Raw genomic sequence first — 21,461 nt, forward strand, 5'->3', positions numbered from 1 at the left:
GCCAAATGGCTACGATTGAAAAGCGAGGTCAAAATACTGTTCCGTCAAATGTCCCCTTCCCGGGCTCTTTTGCGCCTGCTGCCGTTGTTATCGGCACAAGCGCGACGCAACTGGCGGAAAAAAGCCACATATCTTGGTGTGGTTTTATTCGCCATGCTGGCCGGGTGCCAATCGATCAATTCCAGCAAGGATCTGGGCCTGCAGCCATCGGACAATCCGGTGACTGTGGACACTGTCACGCGCAATGACAAGCTGGCTCAGCTTGGCGCGCAGCAGCATCCGCGTATCCTTGCAACCTACGGCGGGGAATATAAGGACCAACGGCTGGAACGCATGGTCGCCAAGATTGTTGGCAAACTCACCACCGTATCCGACAAGCCCGACCAGACTTACCGTATCACCATTCTGGATTCGCCCAATATCAACGCCTTTGCCCTGCCAGGCGGGTATCTCTACGTCACACGCGGCCTTCTGGCGCTTGCCAATGATTCCTCCGAGGTGGCTGCCGTCATCGCGCATGAAATGGGACACGTCGTCGCCAATCACGGTATCTTGCGCCAGGAAAAGGAAGCCGAAACCGGCATTGCGGGGCGCGTGGCAAGCGAAGTGCTGCATAATGAGACCGCCAGCCGCGAAGAAGTCATTCGTGGCAAGCTGCGGCTGGCGCAATTCTCACGTAATCAGGAACTGCAAGCTGATGCAATTGGCATCAAGATGATCGGCGAAGCCGGCTATGATCCCTTTGCCTCGGCGCGCTTTCTCCAATCCATGGATGCGTATAGCAGTTTCCGCTCGGTTTCCGGCGCAACCGATGCCAGCCTGGATTTTCTGGCGAGCCACCCCGCCACGCCGCAGCGCATTGAGCTGGCACTCGGACACGCACGGCGGATCGGTGCGCCTGGCGTGGGCACAACCGACCGCGACTCGTTTCTCAATGGCATAGACGGTCTGCTCTATGGCGATTCTCCCAATCAGGGTTACGTTCGTGAACAAGCATTCCTTCATCCCAAGCTTGGCGTGACCTTCCGCGCGCCCGCAGGCTTCACCATCGACAATTCGGCGACCGCCGTCATGGCGAGCGGTCCGGGTGAAGTGGCAATTCGCTTCGATGGCGCTTCGCTGCCATCCGGTTCCAGCCTCACTGATTATATCCGCTCTGGCTGGGTCACCGGGCTTGAAGCAAGCTCGATCCGGGAGACGAATGTCAACGGCCTGCCTGCCGCAACAGCACGCGCCGCCGCTGACCGTTGGCAATTCGACATCATGGTTATCAGCGCCAATGACAAGGTCTATCGCTTCCTGACGGCGGCTCCCAAAGGCAGCGCGGCACTGCTGCCCGCTTCGCAACAGGTCACGCAGTCATTTCGCCTGCTGACGCCAGCAGAAAAGAACGCAATTCGGCCACTGCGCATCCGTGTCGTTACGGTGAAGCCCGGAGACACCTTGGCAAGCCTGTCAGCTCGCATGCAGGGTACTACACGTAAGCTTGAGCTGTTCCGGCTCCTCAACGCCATGTCCCCCGGCGCGACGGTTTCGGTTGGCGACCGCGTCAAGCTCATAAGCGAGTAACCGTGAAAATGGAAACAATTGTCCAATCACTACTAACTGGAAAGGTCGCACCGTTAGGGCCGCACAACGCGCCCAGTGGTATCGACAAGAAACCCGTGCAAGACGGTATCAGGATAACGCATGAGGGACTTTGTGGCGACGAGCAGGGAGACACTCGCGTTCACGGCGGGCCGGAAAAAGCCATTCACCATTACCCGCTGGAACACTACAACATATGGCGCGCTGAAATCGGCGAGCGTCAATGCCTTGATAGCGCCGGCGCATTTGGAGAAAACATTTCGACCATCGGCCTTGATGAAAAGAACGTCGCGGTCGGCGATCGTTTCCAGTTGGGTACAGCGCTGATCGAGGTCTCACAGGGCCGCCAGCCTTGCTGGAAACTCAATGCCCGCTTCGATGTGCCCGATATGGCGATCCGCGTTCAGAAAACCGGACGCACAGGCTGGTATTATCGGGTGCTGGAAGAAGGTCTGGCAGAAGCCGGCCTGCCGATGGTGCTTGTCGACCGGCTGTCGCCGGAATGGACATTGCATCGCATCTGGTATCTGCTCTATGTCGATATGCTGAATTACGATGAGCTATCCGCAATGGCCGAAATCCCCCATCTTGCTGATGGCTGGAAACGTTATGCCGTGCGCCGACTTCAAAATCGCAAAGTGGAAGACTGGTCACCACGCCTTACGGGGGAAGATGCCTGACGGCGGTGCTAGAGCAAGTGGAACTGGTCTAGACAGAGCAATAAGTCCACTGGACTGATTGCTGACCTGCTTCGATGGGGAACGCATGCTTAGAAAGCGAACCTGAACAAATGTCTTCTGAATAGAGAAAAATGCGACGCGCTTTAAAGCTCAAGCCTGATAAGCAGCAAGTTCATGCTGGCTCAAGAGAGCGACCTTCAGCTTTTCCAGTGCCCGACTTTCTATCTGTCGCACCCGCTCTTTCGAAATACCCAGTTTCTCGCCCAAAACTTCCAGCGTTACGCCACCTTCTTCCAGGCGGCGCTTGCGGATAATATGAAGCTCACGGTCATTAAGCGCATCAAGCGCATCAAGCAGCCACTGATTGCGACGTTCCGTATCGATAGAGTTTTCCGCGATCTCATCCTGCAAAGGACTATCGTCTACGAGGAAATCCATTCGCCGCGCTGTGCCAGCATCATCCTCACCAACCGGTGCCGAAAGCGAACTATCCGGCCCCGACAAACGGCTGTCCATGAATTCCACATCGCTTGTCGATACACCTAACTGGTCGGATATCTGGCGATAGATTTCAGCCTTGCTCAAACCATCGTCAGCTTGAGCAAGTTTGGAGCGCAATCGTCGAAGATTAAAGAACAGGGCTTTTTGGGCCGAACTCGTACCGCCGCGAACGATTGACCAGTTACGCAGAATATAGTCCTGCATCGAAGCTCTTATCCACCAGGATGCATAAGTCGAAAAGCGCACGTCGCGGTTGGGATCGAAGCGCGCAGCAGCTTCCAGAAGGCCGACATAGCCTTCCTGGATAAGATCGCTCATCGGCAGATTGAATTTACGGAAGCGCCCTGCCATCGATATCACAAGACGCATATGAGCCGACGTAATACGATGAAGTGCATCCTGATCCTTCATCTCTTTCCAGCGTATAGCCAGATCGCGTTCTTCATCACGTTCGAGATAAGGCGCACTCATCGCGCTGCGGATCATGGACTGCGGAGAGGAGGATGGAGAAGCACCGCGAGCAAATGAAGGAGCGCGGCTGGCAGGAACTGCGGAAGAACTGTGCATGGATGACGAATTCATCTGGTTCTCCTGTTTTTGACTGGCACTTGTTTACTAGTGCGTCAAACTTAAAAGATACCAGTTACGCGAAGAACAATGAACACGCGCAAAAACGTTTCCGATGCCGTCAGGCTTTTAGATCACACATCTGCTCGCAACAAACAAAGACGCTTTCAAACGGGCCCGCTTTTTAAACTGGTGTGAAGAAGAACGCACGAATTGCCATCAGGTTCCTTGCGGGCAAAGCATAATTGCCTGTCAATTCTCATCAATATAAAATTAAGATAAAAAAAGCCCGGCTTATGCCGGGCTCTCTAAAAGGCAACCGAATGAACGGTTGCCAAAATTCAACAAAGCAAAACTTACGCCGCCTCGACTTCTTCATCTTCGACATCAGCTTCTGCATCAGCCTTGCCGCGCTTGGGACCTTTGGCAAGATTGGCTTCAATGAGACGCACTGCTTCCGTTTCAGAAAGCTTGTTGACGGCTGCGATTTCGCGGGCCATTCGATCAAGCGCTGCTTCGTAAAGCTGGCGTTCGGAATAAGACTGCTCGGGCTGGTTTTCCGCGCGGAAGAGATCGCGCACCACTTCGGAAATCGAGATCAGATCGCCGGAATTGATCTTCGCATCATATTCCTGCGCACGGCGCGACCACATGGTGCGCTTGACGCGTGCGCGGCCCTGAACCACCTTCAATGCACGCTCGACATAATCGGTTTCCGACAGCTTGCGCATGCCAATGGTCGCTGCTTTGGCAACCGGCACTTTCAGGCGCATTTTGTCCTTTTCAAAGTCGATCACGAAAAGTTCAAGCTTGTGACCAGCCACTTCCTGCTCTTCGATCGCTACAATCTGACCAACGCCGTGAGACGGATACACAATGGCCTCACCGGTCTTGAAACCACCGCGAACTGCGGATTTCTTCTGCTGGGATGACATACGCTTCAATACTCCCTGTTGTGCCCGGCGCGATCCGCCGGTTAACACATGATATCTGTCCGCGCTCATCCGAAGCGCGGAAGCCATATTCGGCATTGAACTGAAAGCGTTTTCGACGGCAGACTTCTTTCACCGGGAAAGAACTACGGGAAAAGATAAGATCTGCGTTTCGGCGCTTGAGGCGGCCCTGAAGAGCGAATGAACGTCCAAGGACTACGGCTAAATCGCAATCATCCATCCCGCGCCAAATTAGCCCGGTAAAATAATTAGCCTCTCTGAGATTAACGCATCTGCGCCACGAATTGACGTCCAGTCACCGAAATTGTGGGGTGAACCTAACACAATTTCGCGAAAGAATCAACAAATTGCCAAAAATGCCCCGTTCGGCAGTAAAGAAACTGCTTTTTGCCGTGAAATATCGGTGCATTCAACTGTTTTATATCCGCGCGGCGAACCAAAGGCACCCTGTGACTTTGACCATAGCCTATGCATTTCTATAGTATTGGCCCAAAAATCAGAATTTGTTTTTGGAAGGCACCATGCATAGATTTAACTTAGAGCATGCATTGTGCGTCCGATTTGACGCACGATACTCTAATGCGAAATTCTCAATCGCCGCTGCCCGGTTCGGCTGAGAAATATTGCAGCTTGCCTGACACGCCGTCCATTTCTTTGGCTTCCGGCAATTCATCCTTCTTGGCGGTTATATTGGGCCATTTAACCGAATATTCCGCATTCAGTTCCAGCCATTTGTCGAGGCCGGGTTCGGTATCTGGGCTGATCGCTTCAGCAGGGCATTCCGGCTCGCAAACACCACAATCGATGCATTCGTCCGGATTGATGACGAGCATATTCTCGCCTTCATAGAAGCAATCCACCGGACAGACCTCGACGCAGTCCGTATACTTGCAACGAATGCAATTATCGGTCACGACATAAGTCATTGTCCTGCTCCTGTCGCTGCCTCACGGGTGTGAACAAGCAGCTAATCTCTTTAAGCCTCTGCACCGATATCTCCGCGGGAAGATGCGGAATATCTTGTCATAACGTCACTTTTCAAGGGAATGGCATGGGGGCTCACCCCAATACCTCTTATGACACTGCGTCACGTAACCATTTTGATCTACGCTGACAAGGGCAGAAACGCCGCATCTTTGCGCTACCTCAAATAACTGGAATAGCATTTCGCCTCTAGTTTTCGGAACAAAAAACTGTTGCTCATAAAGAGCTTAATGCGCAAATCCAATCACAGGACAAAAGCGCCTGCGGCATCTCGTCCAGATCAAAACCGCTCTCAATCTTTATCTTATCGCATTATCTGAAGCAAAATCGCTACGCACTTTTTCTGGAAATGCTCTCGATTTATAGACCACGTAAACGATCCGTATCCCGGCGCTGTTTTTTTGTTGGTCGTCCGGCCCCACTATCGCGCAGCGGCAAAGGTGCTTTTAGATGCGCCGGGACTTCATTGGATGGTGGCGAAAGATCTTCATAAAGCAACTGCGCTTCCGGCGCGGGACCGCGCCGTTCCCCGCCCGCCAGCACTTTATAGACCAAAATTCTCCGCTCGAGCGTGATTGTCAGCACATCGCCGGTCTTAACCTGATGCGACGCCTGATCAATCTTGTCGCGATTGACGCGGACCTTGCCACCGGCGGCGAGTTTCGCCGCCAGCGATCTCGATTTGACCACGCGCGCAAAAAACAGCCACTTATCGATCCGCTGTCTTTCGGCTGATGCAACGACCATGTTATTTCTTCATTTGCTCCTTGAGCGCGAGCAGCTTGGCAAAGGGCGAATCCGGGTCGATACGCGCTGGCCGTTCCTGCTGGATGCGCTTGCCGCCTTGCGGCCCACCAGAATCACGCTTAGGCTGACGATCACGGTTATCATCGCGCGGTTTGCCCTTGAAACCCTCACGTTTACCCTCGCCATCATTTTGACGACGCTTGTTCTTGTCGAAACGCTTCGGTCCGTGATTGCGCGCGCCCTGCTCGCCGTCTTCTGGCTTACCTTGGCCTGCACCCTGCTGTGGGCGGTTATGGCGCTGACGGTTCTGATCCTGGCGGTTGCGGTTTTCAAAACGACCCTGCCGCCACAGAAGAACGGGCTTCGGCTCATCGACCGCATTTTCGGCCGCTTCGGCGCTTTCTGCTACGGGCTTTTCAGCTGTAGCGGGAACAGCTTTTTCTACCTTGGTATCGACAACCTCTTCCACCACTGCGACCACCGGGGCGGGCACTGGTTCGGCGGGCGGCACGGCTGGCTTTTCTTGCGCTACGCTTAAAACTTCCTTCTGTGCAGCTTGCGCTGCAAAAGCATCAAGTTCTGCGAGTTTTGCCGCTACAGTATCCGCTTGCATGGCTTCATGACGATAGCCAAGGCTTCTAAGAATTTCTTCCATATCCTCAGGCGTTGCACCAAGGATCGACATCATGGCAGGTGTCACGATGAAACGTCCGCCGTCATATGCGCCGTCGGGACGTACGCCCGAACCCGGACGCCAGGCCAAGGCAGGGCGAATGAGATCGGCGAGCCGTTCCAGAATATCGATACGGACTGCCCGCCTGCCCAGGACGCGGTAGCCCGCCAGACGGTAGAACATAGCATCGAAGGTCGCATCGACAACCACCGAAGTACGGCCCGCAGCCAACGCATGGACAACATCGCCGTAACCTGCCCGCTCACGACCATCATTCTTGAGGCCCCAGAGCAGCGTAACAAGCCCCGCAGGTGCCGGTTTCAACAGCATCGGCATAAAGACATGATAGGCACCGAACCGCACACCGAGGCGGCGCAGGGCTGCGCGCGAATCCTGATCGAGACCGCGAACTTCCTCCGCCACGTCGCGACGCTGGAGAATGCCGAGATTTTCGACAAGCTGGAAAGCAAGGCCGCGTGTCATGCCGGTTAAGGCGTCGGCTGCGGCGAGATCCGTCAGAGGCTTCAGCACGGTTTCGATATGATGCGCGACAAAACGCTCTATGCGCGCTGCAACTTTGCCGCGCGCTGGTCCGGTCAGCTGTTCGTCAGCCAGAAGCACGCTACGTGGCTTCAAAACCTCATCACCTGCGACCAATGTGGCAATGATTGCCCCCACCCAGCGCAGCACACCGTCCGACCCAAGCGCGAAATCGCCATTGGGGGCGCTCGCAAAACGCTCTGCTCGGCGCTCGAACTCGGCGGCGAGCGCCTTTTGCGCAGCACTCTTCACAGCCTTTGCGTCCGGCCCTTCGGCCTGAACGTCGGCAGTAAAACGGAATCCTTCCAGTTGCCCAACATTATGGTCTTCGACAATCACGTCTCCGGTCGGGCTGATTTCTGCTTCAAGCATGGTATTCTCTCTCAGGCGCCTCATAAGCACGCTTGTCCTGCGGTCTACAAAGCGTTTCGTCAACCTTTCATGCAGCGCGTCGGACAATCTATCCTCTATTTCGCGCGTCTTTTCCTGCCAGTGTGTCGGATCGGCAAGCCATCCCGGCCTGTGCGACACAAAAGTCCAGGTACGGATTTGCGCCACGCGGTGCGACAAAGTATCGATTTCCCCCTCGGTACTGTCGGCCCGGCGCACCTGTTCGCTCATATAATCTTCATCAACGCTCCCCCGGCGCACAAGGTCCTGATAAATGGCGGCAATAATGTCTGCATGCTGCGCCGGTGCAATCTTGCGATAATCGGGAAGCGCACAGGCATCCCATAACAGTTCGATCCGCGCCGGCGTCGTGGCAAGGCGGACAATATCTTCGTCTCGCGCCAGATTTTCAAGCGCCTGCTGATCGACCGCCGGAAGCGCCCTTGCGAGCCCTTCGATAGGTGCAGGCGTCTCCAGCGAGCGGCGCAGCGCATCAATGGATGCAAAATCAAAACGCGCGGTACGCCATTGCAGCACCTTCACGGGATCGAAATTATGCGCTTCCACCCGTTCGACCAGTTCATCGTCGAAGGGTTGTACCTGCCCGGTAACGCCGAACGTGCCATCGCGAAGATGCCGTCCGGCGCGCCCTGCGATCTGCCCTACTTCCGCTGGCGTCAGATCGCGGAACTGATAGCCATCGAATTTGCGGTTCTGCGCAAAGCCGACGTGATCGACATCGAGATTAAGCCCCATGCCGATGGCATCGGTCGCCACCAAAAAATCCACATCGCCCGACTGATAAAGCTCGACTTGCGCGTTGCGCGTGCGTGGCGAGAGCGCGCCCATGACCACAGCCGCCCCGCCGCGCTGGCGACGGATCAATTCTGCAATCGCATAAACCTCGTCCGCTGAAAAAGCGACGATCGCCGAGCGGTTGGGCAGACGTGTGATCTTCTTGGAACCGGCATAGGCCAGATTAGACAGACGCGGACGCGTAATGACATTCACGCCCCGCAGCAACTTCTCCAGAATGCCGCGCATGGTGGCGGCACCCAGAAGCAGTGTTTCCTGCCGTCCACGCAGATGCAGGATGCGGTCGGTAAAGATGTGCCCGCGTTCCAGATCATTGGCAAGCTGCACCTCGTCTATCGCCACGAAAGCAACGTCTGTGCGTCGCGGCATGGCCTCGACGGTGCAAACGGAATAGCGCGCGCCTGGCGGCACGATCTTTTCTTCACCGGTGATCAGCGCCACATTGGCGGCTCCAACCCGCTCCACGACACGATTATAGACTTCGCGCGCCAGAAGACGCAGTGGCAGGCCAATCATGCCACTGCCGTGCGAAAGCATACGCTCGATGGCTAGATGCGTCTTGCCGGTATTGGTAGGCCCCAGCACTGCCGTTACATCGCGCCCGCTCAAGACGAGAGGCAAATCATGGGCGGGGAATTGATTCATGCCAGCAATCGGTTTCCCGGTATGGATGTCCCCGGGCCGAAGGTCCGAAGGAGCTTAATGATTGAACGTTTCCGCGGAGAGTATTCCGCCCGAACGCTATGAGTTTTTGAGCGCTGTTTCAGCATAGGATGATTGCGCGCTAAATACAGCAGAACATGCGATAGCACTATCCCGCTGGGATCGAAAGCGTTTGCGGAGGAAGGACAGAAAAAATCTCCACCAATCTGGCTCGACATGCATTCCGGATTAACGGGTGATCTTAACAAATGGAACGACTCTGGAACGAATCGGCTACGAATCGCTGACTGACTTCTTTTCTTGTTTTGTTCACGGCAACATGTTGCGTCTAACCATCCACCTCCCACTATATGATGAATCAGTTTCTGAGACGCTTATCCTGAAAATTGAATAAAGCGGCCATGTCGTTAACGATTGCCGGAAAGCAAGGCGATCTCGCGTCTGCAGCTCATTGGAACATTCAAAAAACGAAGCAATACCTTGGGGATAGCAAGAACGCTCCCGTCATAAATCTACGTAATTGTTAACCTTCAGGCCAAAGCCGGAACGAATCGGCTACGAATCGCTCTCCGCACCCGTTTCTCTTTTTGTTCACACCACATCTGGTGGGTCAGGAGAGTGATCTCGCATAGCAACCCCATTGGAAACGAGGGAAGTAACCTCAGATTGTCCAGATGCGTTAACCTTTGCAGCATGTCTCAGCGATTTAGGAGACATGCATAGGAATAGAACTCAATCACGCTCCACACACATGGCCACGCCCATCCCGCCGCCGATGCACAGTGTTGCCAGGCCGCGCCGCGCCTTACGGCGCTTCATTTCATAAAGCAGCGTGGTCAGCACGCGCGCGCCCGAAGCACCGATGGGGTGGCCGATGGCAATCGCACCGCCATTCACATTGACGATTTCTGGATCAAGATCTAGATCACGAACAACCGCGAAGGATTGTGCCGCGAAGGCCTCGTTGGCTTCCACGAGGTCGAGATCGGCAACGCTCCAGCCAGCCTTTTCCAGCGCCTTACGGCTGGCCGGGATCGGGCCGGTGCCCATGATTGACGGATCGACACCTGCCGTCGCCCAGGAAACAATACGGGCCAGCGGCGCGATGCCACGCTTGTCAGCCTCGCCTGCCTCCATCAGGACGACCGCCGCGGCGCCGTCATTGATACCGGAAGCATTTCCCGCGGTTACCGTGCCTTCTTTGTCGAAAGCGGGTCTGAGCCGCGCCAACGCATCCATCGTCGTGCCTGCACGGATATATTCATCTGCGGATACCACCTGTTCCCCCTTACGCGTGCTGATCGTAAAGGGAACGATTTCCTCATCAAATTTTCCGGCCTTTTGCGCGGCTTCTGCCTTGTTTTGAGACGCCACCGCAAATGTATCCTGGTCTTCACGGCTTAACTGCCACTGACGGGCGATATTTTCCGCAGTGACACCCATGTGGTAGCCATGGAATGCGTCAGTCAGCCCGTCTTTGATCATCGTATCGATCATCTTGAAGTCGCCCATCTTCACACCGCTGCGCAAATGCGCACAATGCGGTGCCATGGACATGGATTCCTGACCGCCTGCAACAACCACCTTCGCGTCACCGGCAAGAATCTGCTGCATACCAAGTGCTACGGCACGCAAGCCTGAACCACAGAGCTGATTGATGGAAAATGCTGTGCTTTCCTTTGGGCAGCCCGCCTCCATCGCTGCCTGACGTGCCGGATTCTGGCCTTCGCCTGCTGTGAGAACATGGCCGAGAATGACTTCATCCACTTCACCAGCCGCAAGGCCTGCGCGCTCAAGAGCGGCCTTGATCGCAGCAGCTCCCAGTTCATGGGCGGGCACATTGGCAAAAACACCGTTAAATGCACCCACAGCTGTTCGGGCAGCACTGGCGATAACGACAGCTTTGGGATCGACCATTCTTTCCTCCATTTAATAGCGGCATCAGAGAAAGACTAAAATCTGCATCTTAGCAAGCCCTGCGTCGAATAAGGCACCCATAACTGGAAATAGTGTTTTTCCAAACCAGAGCCCATTTTGAGATGCATATCACCCGGCACTGGTTAAACTGTCCCTAGCGAAATTAAGGAGGTTCCCCCATGCATCAACTCAGTCTTGAACAGGCCAATGCGATCATTGCAGGCGCTTTCGCCACAGCCGAAAACCAGAAACTCAAGCCTCTTGCGGTCAGCGTCTTCGATGCGGGCGGCAATCTCAAAGCCTTTCAGCGTCAGGACGGCACATCGATCCTGCGCTTCGAGATCGCATCCGGAAAAGCCTTTGGTGCCCTGGCGGTAGGAACTGGTTCACGCTGGCTGCACAATCAGGCAAAAGACCGTCCGCATTTTCTCGAAGGCCTCTCCGGCGTTTCAGGTGGCAGGATTGTTGCAGTCCCAGGCGGGGTGCTGATCAAGAACAAGGAAGGTGAAATTCTAGGAGCCGTCGGTATTTCCGGCGACACATCCGACAATGACGAAGCGGCAGCCATTGATGGCGTAGAAAAAGCCGGCTTCATCGCTGATGCAGGATAAGATGCAAAGAAAGAAGGCTGCGACTTAACCCGCGGCCTTCTTCTGTTTCCTTCACGGCAAAATCTTATTGGAAAGTTGAAACATAGATCCCAGTTGTTCCGCCGCCAGATTGCCAACAAGACAAGGCGTATCGGTTAACTGGCTTATTGTCTCTTCATTGTAACAAGTATTGTCCAATATGTAGAAACATGAAACGGCATAGTTAAAAGAGACTCCTGAATTCAAAATGGTCGCCTTGATAATCCTATCCATTTTATAACCCCAAAACAAATTACGAACAATTTAAGTATACGTTAACAATGAAAAAATAAATTGAGGCAATTTTTTGTTTTAGATTATTACTGGCAATTAAAAATGAGCTTATTTACTTTATTAATAAGTTATTTCAAAAAACGTTAAAACAAAATGCCGCTTTCGGTCACCCGAAAACGGCGTTTTTAATAATTCTGTTCACAGCAAGAAATGCAGTGTCAGATTATTCCTTGGGTTCAAGAACCTGACGGCCGCGATACATACCGCTCTTCAGGTCGATATGATGCGGGCGGCGAAGTTCGCCCGAGTTCTTGTCTTCAACGTAGGTCGGTGCTTTCAAAGCATCAGCCGAACGACGCATGCCGCGACGCGACGGAGAAACTTTTCGTTTTGGTACTGCCATGGATTCAGCTCCACTGATCGATCAATAAACGTCCGGCACGGCCCCGTGGAGCCTGTCATATCGGACTAAATTCCAGAAAGTGAGGTGCCTATACACGCTCCTGCGGCATTTGACCAGCCGGAGTCTGATCTTTTTTTCGCAGTCACAGCGAATCCAGTCTTCGGCTCGATGCGACCCCGCATCATTGCAGGCAGGTGACATATGCACCCGCGCGGGCCGCACGTCCAGAAACAATCCGCGACAGACGGTTAAGATTGCGCGTGGGTTTCGCCGGGTTGCGCAGAGCCGGATTGGGCAAGGTCACCGCAAGAAGGGCTGCCTGCTGCGCATTGAGATTTGCGGCTGAACGGTTGAAATAATGCTGTGCCGCAGCCTCAACGCCATAAATGCCCGGCCCCCATTCGGCAATATTGAGATAGATTTCCATGATACGGCGCTTGGAGAGGACTGCATCCGCCGCCAGCGCCAAGGGAAACTCCAGCCCTTTGCGCATAAAGGAACGGCCATTCCAGAGAAAAAGATTCTTGACGGTCTGCATGGGAATAGTCGAGGCACCGCGACTTGGACCACCGTCGCCCACACCATCCAGCACGATACTAAGCTGATGCCAATCGACACCGCCATGGCTGCAAAACTGTCCATCCTCGGCCATCATGACGCTGTTGACGAGAACGGGTGCCATTTCATCGATGCCGACCCAGCGCCGGTCCACATCCTCAAGCAGCACATAATCCGCCACCATCAAGGTCGAAATAGGCCGCGTAAAAGGCAGCGAATAAACCAGAAGCAGAAGGAAAGGCAAGATTATCAGCGTCAGCAGAAGCTTGAACGCAAAGCCGCGCCAGGTCCAGCCATAAGAATCGGCCAGATAACCACGTCCATCCTTGCTTTTGATAATGACCCTCGTCACGTCCACCGCCTGATATGTTCCCAATAGGGAGATAAACCATTTCTTAACCATAGAGAACCCGGTTTCATAATCCTTTGCCGGGAAAGCCGCGCAAGGAACGACTTTGATGACTGCCTGATGAAAAAGCCTGTGCTGTTCATCGTCCCCGGTTGACCCCGCTCATGCTTTCGTCCATGCCGTTGCTATGGAACACCTGTCTGTCGATTTTACCGCTGCCCTGATCAGCCGCGCCCAAGACGTGGAAACGGCATTGGCCGGTCTTATCGATCTGCGTCTGCGCACGGGCGAGATTGCCCGCCCCGACCGCCTTGTTGCCGCCATGCGCCATGGCGTCTTGAATGGTGGTAAAAGGCTGCGCCCATTTCTGGTCATCGAAAGTGCGGCTCTGTTCGGCATCGCGGGGGAGCCGGTGTTGCGGGTAGCGGCAGCCCTTGAATGCATTCATTGCTATTCACTCGTGCATGACGATCTACCAGCCATGGATGATGACGATCTGCGCCGTGGCCAGCCAACGGTTCACATGGCTTTTGACGAGGCAGCTGCCATTCTGGCGGGCGACAGTCTTCTGACCTATGCTTTCGATATTATCGCCTCTGACGAGACAGACCTCGACGCCAGTATCCGTATTGCACTTGTCTCAGCCCTTTCCCGCGCTTCCGGTCTTGGCGGTATGGCAGGTGGTCAGGCACTTGACCTGATGGCGGAGAAGTCCAAACCCAATGAGGCGGAAATAATCACGCTTCAGGCCATGAAAACCGGTGCACTGATCCGTTTCGCCTGTGAGGCAGGCGCAATTATTGCCGGTGCATCAAGAGAAGATCGCGAACGCATGGCGGAATTCGGTTCCGCCATCGGCCTTGCTTTCCAGCTTGCCGATGACCTTCTCGATGTCACTGCCGATGCGAGCGCCATGGGCAAGGCAACCGGTAAGGACGCTGGGGCCGGCAAAGCAACGCTTGTGTCACTGCACGGTATCGACTGGACACGCAAACAGCTTGCGGGCCTCGTTGAACAGGCCGAAAGCCTGCTTGAGCCATTTGGCGAGCAGGCAAGCATTCTCAAGCAAGCGGCACGCTTTATTGCCGAACGGCAGAATTGATCAGAGCATAATCCGATCGGAGTGAAACGAGGATTGATAAGATTATGCTTTAAATAAAGCGGGCTCTAAGACGCCACTTGGCGCGCGCGCCCGAAACGGTTTTCGATATAGTCGGCGACCATTTTCTGAAAATCATCGGCGATATTGACGCCGCGAAGCGTTGTGACCTTCTTGCCATCGACAAAAACCGGCGCAGAGGGCGTCTCGCCGGTTCCCGGTAGCGAAATGCCGATATCGGCATGTTTGGATTCACCCGGTCCATTGACAATACAGCCCATGACGGCAACAGAAAGCGCCTCGACGCCGGGATATTTTTCGCGCCAGATCGGCATATTGCGGCGAATATCGTCCTGAATTGTCTGCGCCAGTTCCTGAAACACCGTCGAGGTCGTACGCCCACAGCCCGGACAGGCCGCAACGATAGGGATGAATTGCCGGAACCCCATGGTCTGCAACAATTCCTGCGCCACCTGCACTTCGCGCGTACGATCACCGCCCGGTTCTGGCGTCAAGGAAATGCGGATCGTGTCGCCAATGCCCTGTTGCAGCAAAATACCCATGGCAGCGGACGAGGCAACCACGCCCTTGGTGCCCATGCCGGCCTCCGTCAGGCCCAGATGCAGCGCATAATCACAGCGGTTTGCCAGCATCGTATAAACCGCAATGAGGTCCTGCACCTGGCTGACCTTGGCCGACAGGATGATCTTGTCACGCGAGAGCCCGACTTCCTCGGCGAGATTGCCCGAAATCAGTGCCGACTGTACAATGGCCTCACGCATGACCTGCTGTGCGCTCAACGGCGCGCCTTCCGCCTGATTGCGGTCCATCAGCGTGGTCAGCAACTCTTGATCAAGCGAGCCCCAGTTGACGCCGATGCGTACCGGCTTGTCATAGCGAATCGCCATCTCGACGATATCGGCGAATTGCTTGTCTTTCTTGTCCTTGAAACCGACATTGCCGGGATTGATGCGATATTTGGCCAGAGCCTCGGCGCAGGCCGGGTGATCGGCCAGAAGCTTGTGGCCAATATAGTGGAAATCGCCCACCAGCGGCACATCATGGCCCAGCCGTTCCAGCCGCTCACGGATTTTGGGAACCGCAGCAGCAGATTCGTCCCGATCCACCGTAATACGCACGATTTCAGAACCGGCGCGATGGAGGGCTGCCACCTGCGCCACGGTTCCGTCCACATCCGCCGTGTCCGTATTGGTCATCGACTGAACGACGACCGGCTCACTGCCGCCAACGACAACGCCGCCGACATTGACGCCAACAGACTGGCGGCGCGGGAAAGGATGGGAAAAATAGCTAACGGTCTCAGAAGACATTTTGCTCTGTTCTTGATCGGGCCTCAGTTTCAGGTGGCGCAGTGTAGCGCAATTGTCAACGCCTCCCTGAACATGATCTTACACATCACGCCTTATTATATCACGAATAAGGCGGATCGAAGCACTATGCGCTTTAATGCGGCTGGTCCGCGTATCGCGCAAGGCTCGAAAAAGCCAGCACGACCAGAAGCAGAACCGGCAGGACTGCAAAGACGACGCCAAAATTTCCTGTCTGTTTTGCGACAAAACCGATCAGCGATGGCGCGACCAGCATGCCGGAATAACCAAGTGTTGTGGCAATCGACAGTGCAACACTGGGATTGACGCCCGGCATATTGCCAGCAATCGAAAAGGCAATCGGCACGATATTGGAAATACCGATACCGCAAATCGCAAAACCGACCAGCGAGACATAGGGACTATTGGAGAAGCCGACGATCAGCATACCGATAATGGCGATCATTGTGCAGGTCCGCAATGTCTTCACCGCACCAAAACGATCCCGCACAAGATCGCCCGCAAAACGCATAACGGCCATGGAAAAGGAAAAGGCAGCAAATCCAAATCCTGCAACAGTTGCCGACGCACCCAGATCCTGGCGCATATGATATGCGCCCCAATCGAGGATCGCCCCTTCCGGCACCATGGCGAACAAGGCTATGACGCCCACCAGCCATGGCAGCGGATTGCGTGGTAGAACCAGCTTCGGCTTTTCGCCATCCTCATGATGTGATGTGTCGGCAATGATGGAAGGCCATGCAACAACAAGCATGAGAGCCGCCGCAACAGTTGCGACCAGAGCATGCGTGAATGCGCCGAAATGATCGATCAGAAAGCCGCCCGATGCTGCACCGATCAGCCCGCCAAAACTCCAGAAGGCATGACAGGAGGACATAATCGCACGGCGCATTTTCTTTTCGGTCGCAACCGCATTGGCGTTCATCACGACATCCATCGCGCCGATGGTACCGCCAAAATAAAACATGGCAATCACCGCGGTGACGATATTGGGCACCAGCGCAATGATCAGTAGTGTTGGAATAACCGCAAGCGCAAAGACACGCACCACCAGTCCCGAACCACGCTGGGCCGACAAGGCGCCTGCGACCGGCATCATGGCAAGAGAGCCAATGCCAAACACCAGGATCATCAATCCCATTCCGGCACTATCCAGTCCCAGACGCTCAGCGAATTCCGGGATTTTAGGTGCCCATCCACCAAAAATATAGCCATTCATCAAAAACAGAAGTGCAACCGCAACCCGTTCTCTGTTGAGTGCGGACGCACGCGCCAGCCTCACGTCTTCGCGTCCCGAAACCTGTTCCATATTTTCCTCAGTCACGGACCGTCGCCGCGTGATAAATCTTCAAACCCGACGCCAGAAATGGCGCAAGCATTTCTGTATCGGCATCATGTTCAACAACCATGACACCAACGTCATCCAAAGGTGCAACATCATGTGCCGCAACCGTACCGAGCTTGTCATTGGTGATGGCCAGTACCACAGATCGGCTGCGTGAAACGATGAGACGCTTGAACTCAGCATCCTCGAAATGCAGCGCTGTCACACCCGCTTGCGCAGCCAGGCCACAAGCCCCCAGAACACAAAGATCAGGCCGCAGCAATTGCGCATCCCGCAAGGCGCGTGCACCGATAGCCGCACTCACCCGACGGTCAATTGGTCCACCGATCATCACCAGCTCGATTTTGGGTGCGCCAAGCAAAATAACCGCAATGGAAGGCGTGTTGGTGACAATGGTGATCGTATCGTCCCGTTCGACCAACAGCCGGGCAAGAGCAGTGTTGACGGAGGAACTGTCAAGGAAGACGGTCATTCCACTCTCGATCAGCCCTGCCAGAACCGCAGCCAGAGCTTTTTTCGCCTCCGGCCGCTCATGATCACGTTCGGCAAGCGATGCCGCAGGCGGTGCTGCCTTGAGCGCGCCGCCATAGACACGTTTGCAAAGTCCGGCAGAGGCCATATCACGCAAGTCGCGCCGGATCGTGTCTTCCGAAACGCCAAAGCTCTCTGCCAGTTCGGCCGCAAGCACACGTCCGGAACGTTCAAGAAGCGTCTGAATATGGGCCTGTCTTTCATGCAGCAGCAGTTCCATCTCGTTCCACTTCTCCAAACTGGCGAAAACATGCACAATCATGCACAAACACGCATAGCAGATTCTGAAACCGTCGCAATAAAAAACCGCGCCCTTCACAGGACGCGGTATTGATTAAGCTGACGGAAAAACTTTATTCCGAATAAACGATCAGCAAATCCTTGGCATCGATCTGCTCGCCGGGACGTACCAGAACTTCCGCGATTGTGCCATCGCGCTCGGCATGAATAGCTGTCTCCATCTTCATGGCCTCAATGGAAAGCAGCACATCGCCTTGCGCGATCTTCTGTCCGGCTGTGACAGCCACCGTTGAAATCACACCGGGCATCGGTGCACCGACCTGATTATCATTACCGGCTTCCACCTTGCGCTTCACGCCGCCGGATGCGCCCTTGGCGCGATTGGGCACCTTGATGCGGCGCGGCTGGCCATTCAACTCGAAGAACACGGTCACCATGCCCTTCTCATCCGTCTCGCTGATCGCCTGATTGACGATCACCAGCGTTTTGCCGCGTTCCAGATCGACAAACACCTCTTCTTCCTGTTTTAGACCATAGAAATAGACCGGCGTTGGCAACACGCTTGTGGGACCATAGGTCTCCTGTGCAGTCGCAAAATCGGTAAAGACCTTCGGATACATCAATGCGGAAGCAAATTCCCGATCGCTGATCTTGCGCTCAAGCGTCTCTTCAAAGCCCTTGCGTTCTTTATCGAGATCAGCCCGAGCAAGCAGCGCGCCGGGGCGCTCCGTAAACGGCTTTTCGCTTTTCAGAATCTTTTTCTGAAGCGCTTTCGGCCAGCCCGACGGCGGTTGTCCGAGGTCACCACGCATCATCGATACGACCGAATCCGGGAAGGCAATATCCTTGTCCGGGTTCTCAACATCGGCAACGCTCAAGTCCTGCGAAACCATCATCAGCGCCATATCGCCCACCACCTTGGAGGATGGCGTTACCTTGACGATATCGCCAAACATCCGGTTCACATCGGCATAGGCCTGGGCCACTTCATGCCAGCGGGTTTCAAGGCCTAGCGAACGCGCCTGTTCCTTAAGGTTAGTGAACTGACCGCCCGGCATCTCATGCAGGTAAACTTCGGAAGCTGGTCCCTTGAGGTCGCTTTCAAAGGCCGCATATTGATTGCGCACCGCTTCCCAATAAAACGAAATGCGGCGGATCGATTCCGGATCAAGCTCGGTATCGCGCTCCGCCCCTTTGAGCGCCTCGACGATGGAGCCAAGGCAGGGCTGCGAAGTGTTGCCAGACAGCGCATCCATGGCAGCATCGACCACATCGACGCCTGCCTCGACCGCTGCAAGCACCGTTGCCGCCGCAATACCGGATGTGTCGTGAGTGTGGAAATGGATCGGCAGATCGGTTTCCTCGCGCAATGCCTTGAAAAGCACGCGTGCGGAGGCCGGCTTCAAGAGGCCCGCCATGTCTTTGAGAGCAATGATATGCGCGCCGGCCTTTTCGACCTCTTTGGCGAGACCCACGTAATATTTGAGATCATATTTGGCCCGGTCAGGATTGAGAATATCGCCGGTATAGCAAATGGCTGCTTCGCAAAGCTTATCCTCCTCAAGTACCGCATCCATCGACACACGCATATTCTCGACCCAGTTGAGACTGTCGAACACGCGGAACAGGTCGATGCCGCCACGTGCTGCTTCACGCACGAAATATTTGACGACATTATCGGGATAGGATTTGTATCCAACGCCATTCGCCCCGCGCAAAAGCATCTGCAACAAAAGGTTCGGCGCACCTTCACGCACCTCCGCCAGACGCTCCCACGGGTCTTCTGTCAAAAAGCGCATGGATACGTCGAAGGTCGCGCCGCCCCAGCATTCTAGAGAAAAGAGGTTCGGCAGCGCCTGCGCATAGGATCGTGCAACACGCGCAATATCATAGCTGCGCATGCGGGTGGCAAGCAGCGACTGATGACCATCGCGCATGGTAGTGTCGGTGACGAGCGCACGCTTTTCGTTGCGCATCCATTCAGCAAATTTTTTCGGACCAAGCTTGTCGAACAATTGTTTGGTGCCGTCGGCAATCGCCTTGTCACCAAACCACGGCACGCGCGGCTGCGCCGCGTCCTTGGCGGGTGTGGCGCGCCCCTTGGTTTCCGGGTGGCCGTTCACGGTCACATCCGCAATATAGGTCAGAAGCTTGGTTGCACGGTCCTGCCGTTTGACGTGCTCGAACAGTTCCGGGGTCGTGTCGATGAACCGCGTAGTATAATCATTCGACTGGAACTTTGGATGATTGATGATCGCTTCCAGAAAGGTGAGGTTCGTCGCCACTCCGCGGATACGGAATTCACGAAGCGCGCGATCCATTCGGTGAATGGCCTCAAGCGGTGTCGCTCCTGAAGCGGTCACCTTCACAAGTAGCGGATCGTAATAACGGGTAATGAACGCGCCCGAATAAGCTGTACCGCCGTCAAGGCGAATGCCGAAACCTGCCGCCGAACGATAGGCCTGAATGCGCCCGTAATCGGGAATGAAATTCTGCTCGGGATCTTCGGTGGTGATGCGGCACTGCAACGCGTGACCGTGAAGGCGGATGTCCTCTTGCGCCGGAACACCCGATTCAGGCGTACCGATGGCAGCACCTTCGAGCAGATGAATCTGCGCCTTGACGATGTCGATGCCCGTGACTGCTTCTGTGACCGTATGCTCGACCTGAATGCGCGGATTGACTTCGATGAAATAGAATTTTCCGCTATCGGCATCCATCAGGAATTCGACCGTCCCTGCGCCGATGTAATCGGTGGCATTCGCGATCTTCAGGCCATAGCTTGCCAGTTCCTGTCGCTGCTGATCATCAAGGTAGGGTGCAGGTGCGCGCTCCACCACTTTCTGGTTACGGCGCTGGATAGAGCAATCGCGTTCAAACAAATGAACCGCATTGCCATGGGTGTCGCCGAGAATCTGCACTTCAACGTGGCGCGCACGTTCGACCAGCTTTTCGAGATAAACCTCATCCTTGCCGAAGGCTGCCTTCGCTTCGCGCTTAGCCTCGGTCACCTCGCGTGCCAGGTCACTTTCGGCCCGAATGGCACGCATGCCGCGACCACCGCCGCCCCATGAGGCCTTCAACATTAGCGGATACCCGATTTGGGCGGCCAGCTTCTTCACCGTCTCTATATCATCAGGCAGCGGATCGGTGGCGGGCACGACAGGCACGCCAATTTCGATTGCCAAATTACGCGCCGCCACCTTATTGCCGAGCCTGCGCATGGTATCAGGCTTTGGCCCGATAAAAATAATGCCGTTTTGAGCACAAGCTTCGGCAAACTCCGGGCTTTCAGACAAAAGTCCATAACCGGGATGGATGGCGTCAGCGCCCGAAAGCTTTGCTACGCGAATGATCTCGTCAATAGAGAGGTAGCTTTCAATCGGCCCCAGATCGCGGTCCAGATGTGGTCCGCGTCCAACCTGATAGCTTTCATCGGCCTTGAAGCGATGCAGGGAAAGTTTGTCTTCCTCAGCCCATATCGCCACCGTTTTAAGACCCAGCTCGTTGGCGGCGCGGAATACGCGGATTGCAATTTCCGACCGGTTGGCGACCAGAATTTTTCCGATAGGCTTTTTGGAGGACAAGGCAGATCTCCCTTACTGCAATGATAAGTGCAGATTGCTTACCTTGCAAAAAACCAGAGCGCAAACAAACAGTGAAACAAAAGAGAGAAAAACAAAATGCCCGGCACTAGGCCGGGCAT

General features: G+C 55.0%; 16 protein-coding genes. 4 read left to right on the forward strand and 12 right to left on the reverse strand.

The window, feature by feature from the left end; genetic code table 11:
* Positions 1-48: 48 nt before the first annotated feature.
* Together cdlP and AAIB41_RS08035 are read left to right on the forward strand one after the other, a co-directional pair.
* Positions 49-1,569, forward strand: coding sequence for a cell division protease CdlP (gene cdlP / locus AAIB41_RS08030; RefSeq protein WP_343312785.1), 1,521 nt, complete (start codon positions 49-51; stop codon positions 1,567-1,569).
* An 8-nt stretch (positions 1,570-1,577) separates the two neighbouring features.
* On the forward strand, positions 1,578-2,267 hold the full coding sequence (locus tag AAIB41_RS08035) for an MOSC domain-containing protein (protein WP_343312786.1): 690 nt from the start codon (positions 1,578-1,580) through the stop codon (positions 2,265-2,267).
* Between the two features lie 150 nt (positions 2,268-2,417).
* Here the strand turns inward: AAIB41_RS08035 and AAIB41_RS08040 are convergent, their stop codons facing one another.
* From AAIB41_RS08040 to AAIB41_RS08065, 6 genes are all read right to left on the reverse strand, one after another.
* Positions 2,418-3,350, reverse strand: coding sequence for an RNA polymerase factor sigma-32 (locus tag AAIB41_RS08040; RefSeq protein WP_343312787.1), 933 nt, complete (start codon positions 3,348-3,350; stop codon positions 2,418-2,420).
* A gap of 341 nt (positions 3,351-3,691) precedes the next feature.
* Positions 3,692-4,270, reverse strand: coding sequence for a CarD family transcriptional regulator (locus AAIB41_RS08045; RefSeq protein ID WP_343312788.1), 579 nt, complete (start codon positions 4,268-4,270; stop codon positions 3,692-3,694).
* Positions 4,271-4,878: 608 nt separating this feature from the next.
* A complete protein-coding gene (gene fdxA, locus AAIB41_RS08050; protein ID WP_343312789.1) occupies positions 4,879-5,214 on the reverse strand; it encodes a ferredoxin FdxA in 336 nt (111 codons plus the stop codon).
* A gap of 418 nt (positions 5,215-5,632) precedes the next feature.
* Complete coding sequence (locus tag AAIB41_RS08055; protein WP_343312790.1) at positions 5,633-6,019, reverse strand: RNA-binding S4 domain-containing protein; 387 nt, start codon at positions 6,017-6,019, stop codon at positions 5,633-5,635.
* Position 6,020: 1 nt separating this feature from the next.
* The gene (locus AAIB41_RS08060; RefSeq protein WP_343312791.1) at positions 6,021-9,083 is read right to left on the reverse strand and encodes a helicase-related protein; all 3,063 of its coding nucleotides are present in this window, start codon (positions 9,081-9,083) and stop codon (positions 6,021-6,023) included.
* A 750-nt stretch (positions 9,084-9,833) separates the two neighbouring features.
* Positions 9,834-11,018, reverse strand: a complete 1,185-nt coding sequence (locus AAIB41_RS08065; RefSeq protein ID WP_343312792.1) for an acetyl-CoA C-acetyltransferase — start codon at positions 11,016-11,018, stop codon at positions 9,834-9,836.
* A gap of 179 nt (positions 11,019-11,197) precedes the next feature.
* Between AAIB41_RS08065 and AAIB41_RS08070 the strand changes: the two genes are divergently transcribed.
* On the forward strand, positions 11,198-11,629 hold the full coding sequence (locus AAIB41_RS08070) for a heme-binding protein (protein ID WP_343312793.1): 432 nt from the start codon (positions 11,198-11,200) through the stop codon (positions 11,627-11,629).
* 475 nt (positions 11,630-12,104) lie between these two features.
* On the opposite strand, the gene rpmF is transcribed toward AAIB41_RS08070, so the two are convergent.
* Both rpmF and AAIB41_RS08080 read right to left on the reverse strand, forming a co-directional pair.
* On the reverse strand, positions 12,105-12,284 hold the full coding sequence (gene rpmF, locus AAIB41_RS08075) for a 50S ribosomal protein L32 (protein ID WP_343312794.1): 180 nt from the start codon (positions 12,282-12,284) through the stop codon (positions 12,105-12,107).
* A gap of 181 nt (positions 12,285-12,465) precedes the next feature.
* Positions 12,466-13,194, reverse strand: a complete 729-nt coding sequence (locus AAIB41_RS08080) for a transglycosylase domain-containing protein (protein WP_343312795.1) — start codon at positions 13,192-13,194, stop codon at positions 12,466-12,468.
* Between the two features lie 184 nt (positions 13,195-13,378).
* On the opposite strand from AAIB41_RS08080, the gene AAIB41_RS08085 reads away from it, so the two are divergent.
* Entirely contained in the window at positions 13,379-14,293 is a 915-nt protein-coding gene (locus AAIB41_RS08085; protein WP_343312796.1) for a polyprenyl synthetase family protein, read from the forward strand.
* A gap of 65 nt (positions 14,294-14,358) precedes the next feature.
* Here the strand turns inward: AAIB41_RS08085 and ispG are convergent, their stop codons facing one another.
* The 4 genes from ispG to pyc all read right to left on the reverse strand — a co-directional run bounded on the left by ispG (position 14,359) and on the right by pyc (position 21,342).
* On the reverse strand, positions 14,359-15,621 hold the full coding sequence (gene ispG / locus AAIB41_RS08090) for a flavodoxin-dependent (E)-4-hydroxy-3-methylbut-2-enyl-diphosphate synthase (RefSeq protein ID WP_343312798.1): 1,263 nt from the start codon (positions 15,619-15,621) through the stop codon (positions 14,359-14,361).
* 133 nt (positions 15,622-15,754) lie between these two features.
* The gene (locus AAIB41_RS08095; protein ID WP_343314711.1) at positions 15,755-16,948 is read right to left on the reverse strand and encodes an MFS transporter; all 1,194 of its coding nucleotides are present in this window, start codon (positions 16,946-16,948) and stop codon (positions 15,755-15,757) included.
* A 7-nt stretch (positions 16,949-16,955) separates the two neighbouring features.
* Complete coding sequence (locus tag AAIB41_RS08100; protein ID WP_343312799.1) at positions 16,956-17,777, reverse strand: DeoR/GlpR family DNA-binding transcription regulator; 822 nt, start codon at positions 17,775-17,777, stop codon at positions 16,956-16,958.
* A gap of 91 nt (positions 17,778-17,868) precedes the next feature.
* Positions 17,869-21,342 (reverse strand): pyruvate carboxylase, encoded by a 3,474-nt coding sequence (gene pyc / locus AAIB41_RS08105; protein WP_343312800.1) that lies wholly within the window; start codon positions 21,340-21,342, stop codon positions 17,869-17,871.
* Positions 21,343-21,461: the final 119 nt, after the last annotated feature.

The sequence above is a fragment of the Brucella sp. BE17 genome (genome assembly GCF_039545455.1).
GTDB lineage: Bacteria > Pseudomonadota > Alphaproteobacteria > Rhizobiales > Rhizobiaceae > Brucella.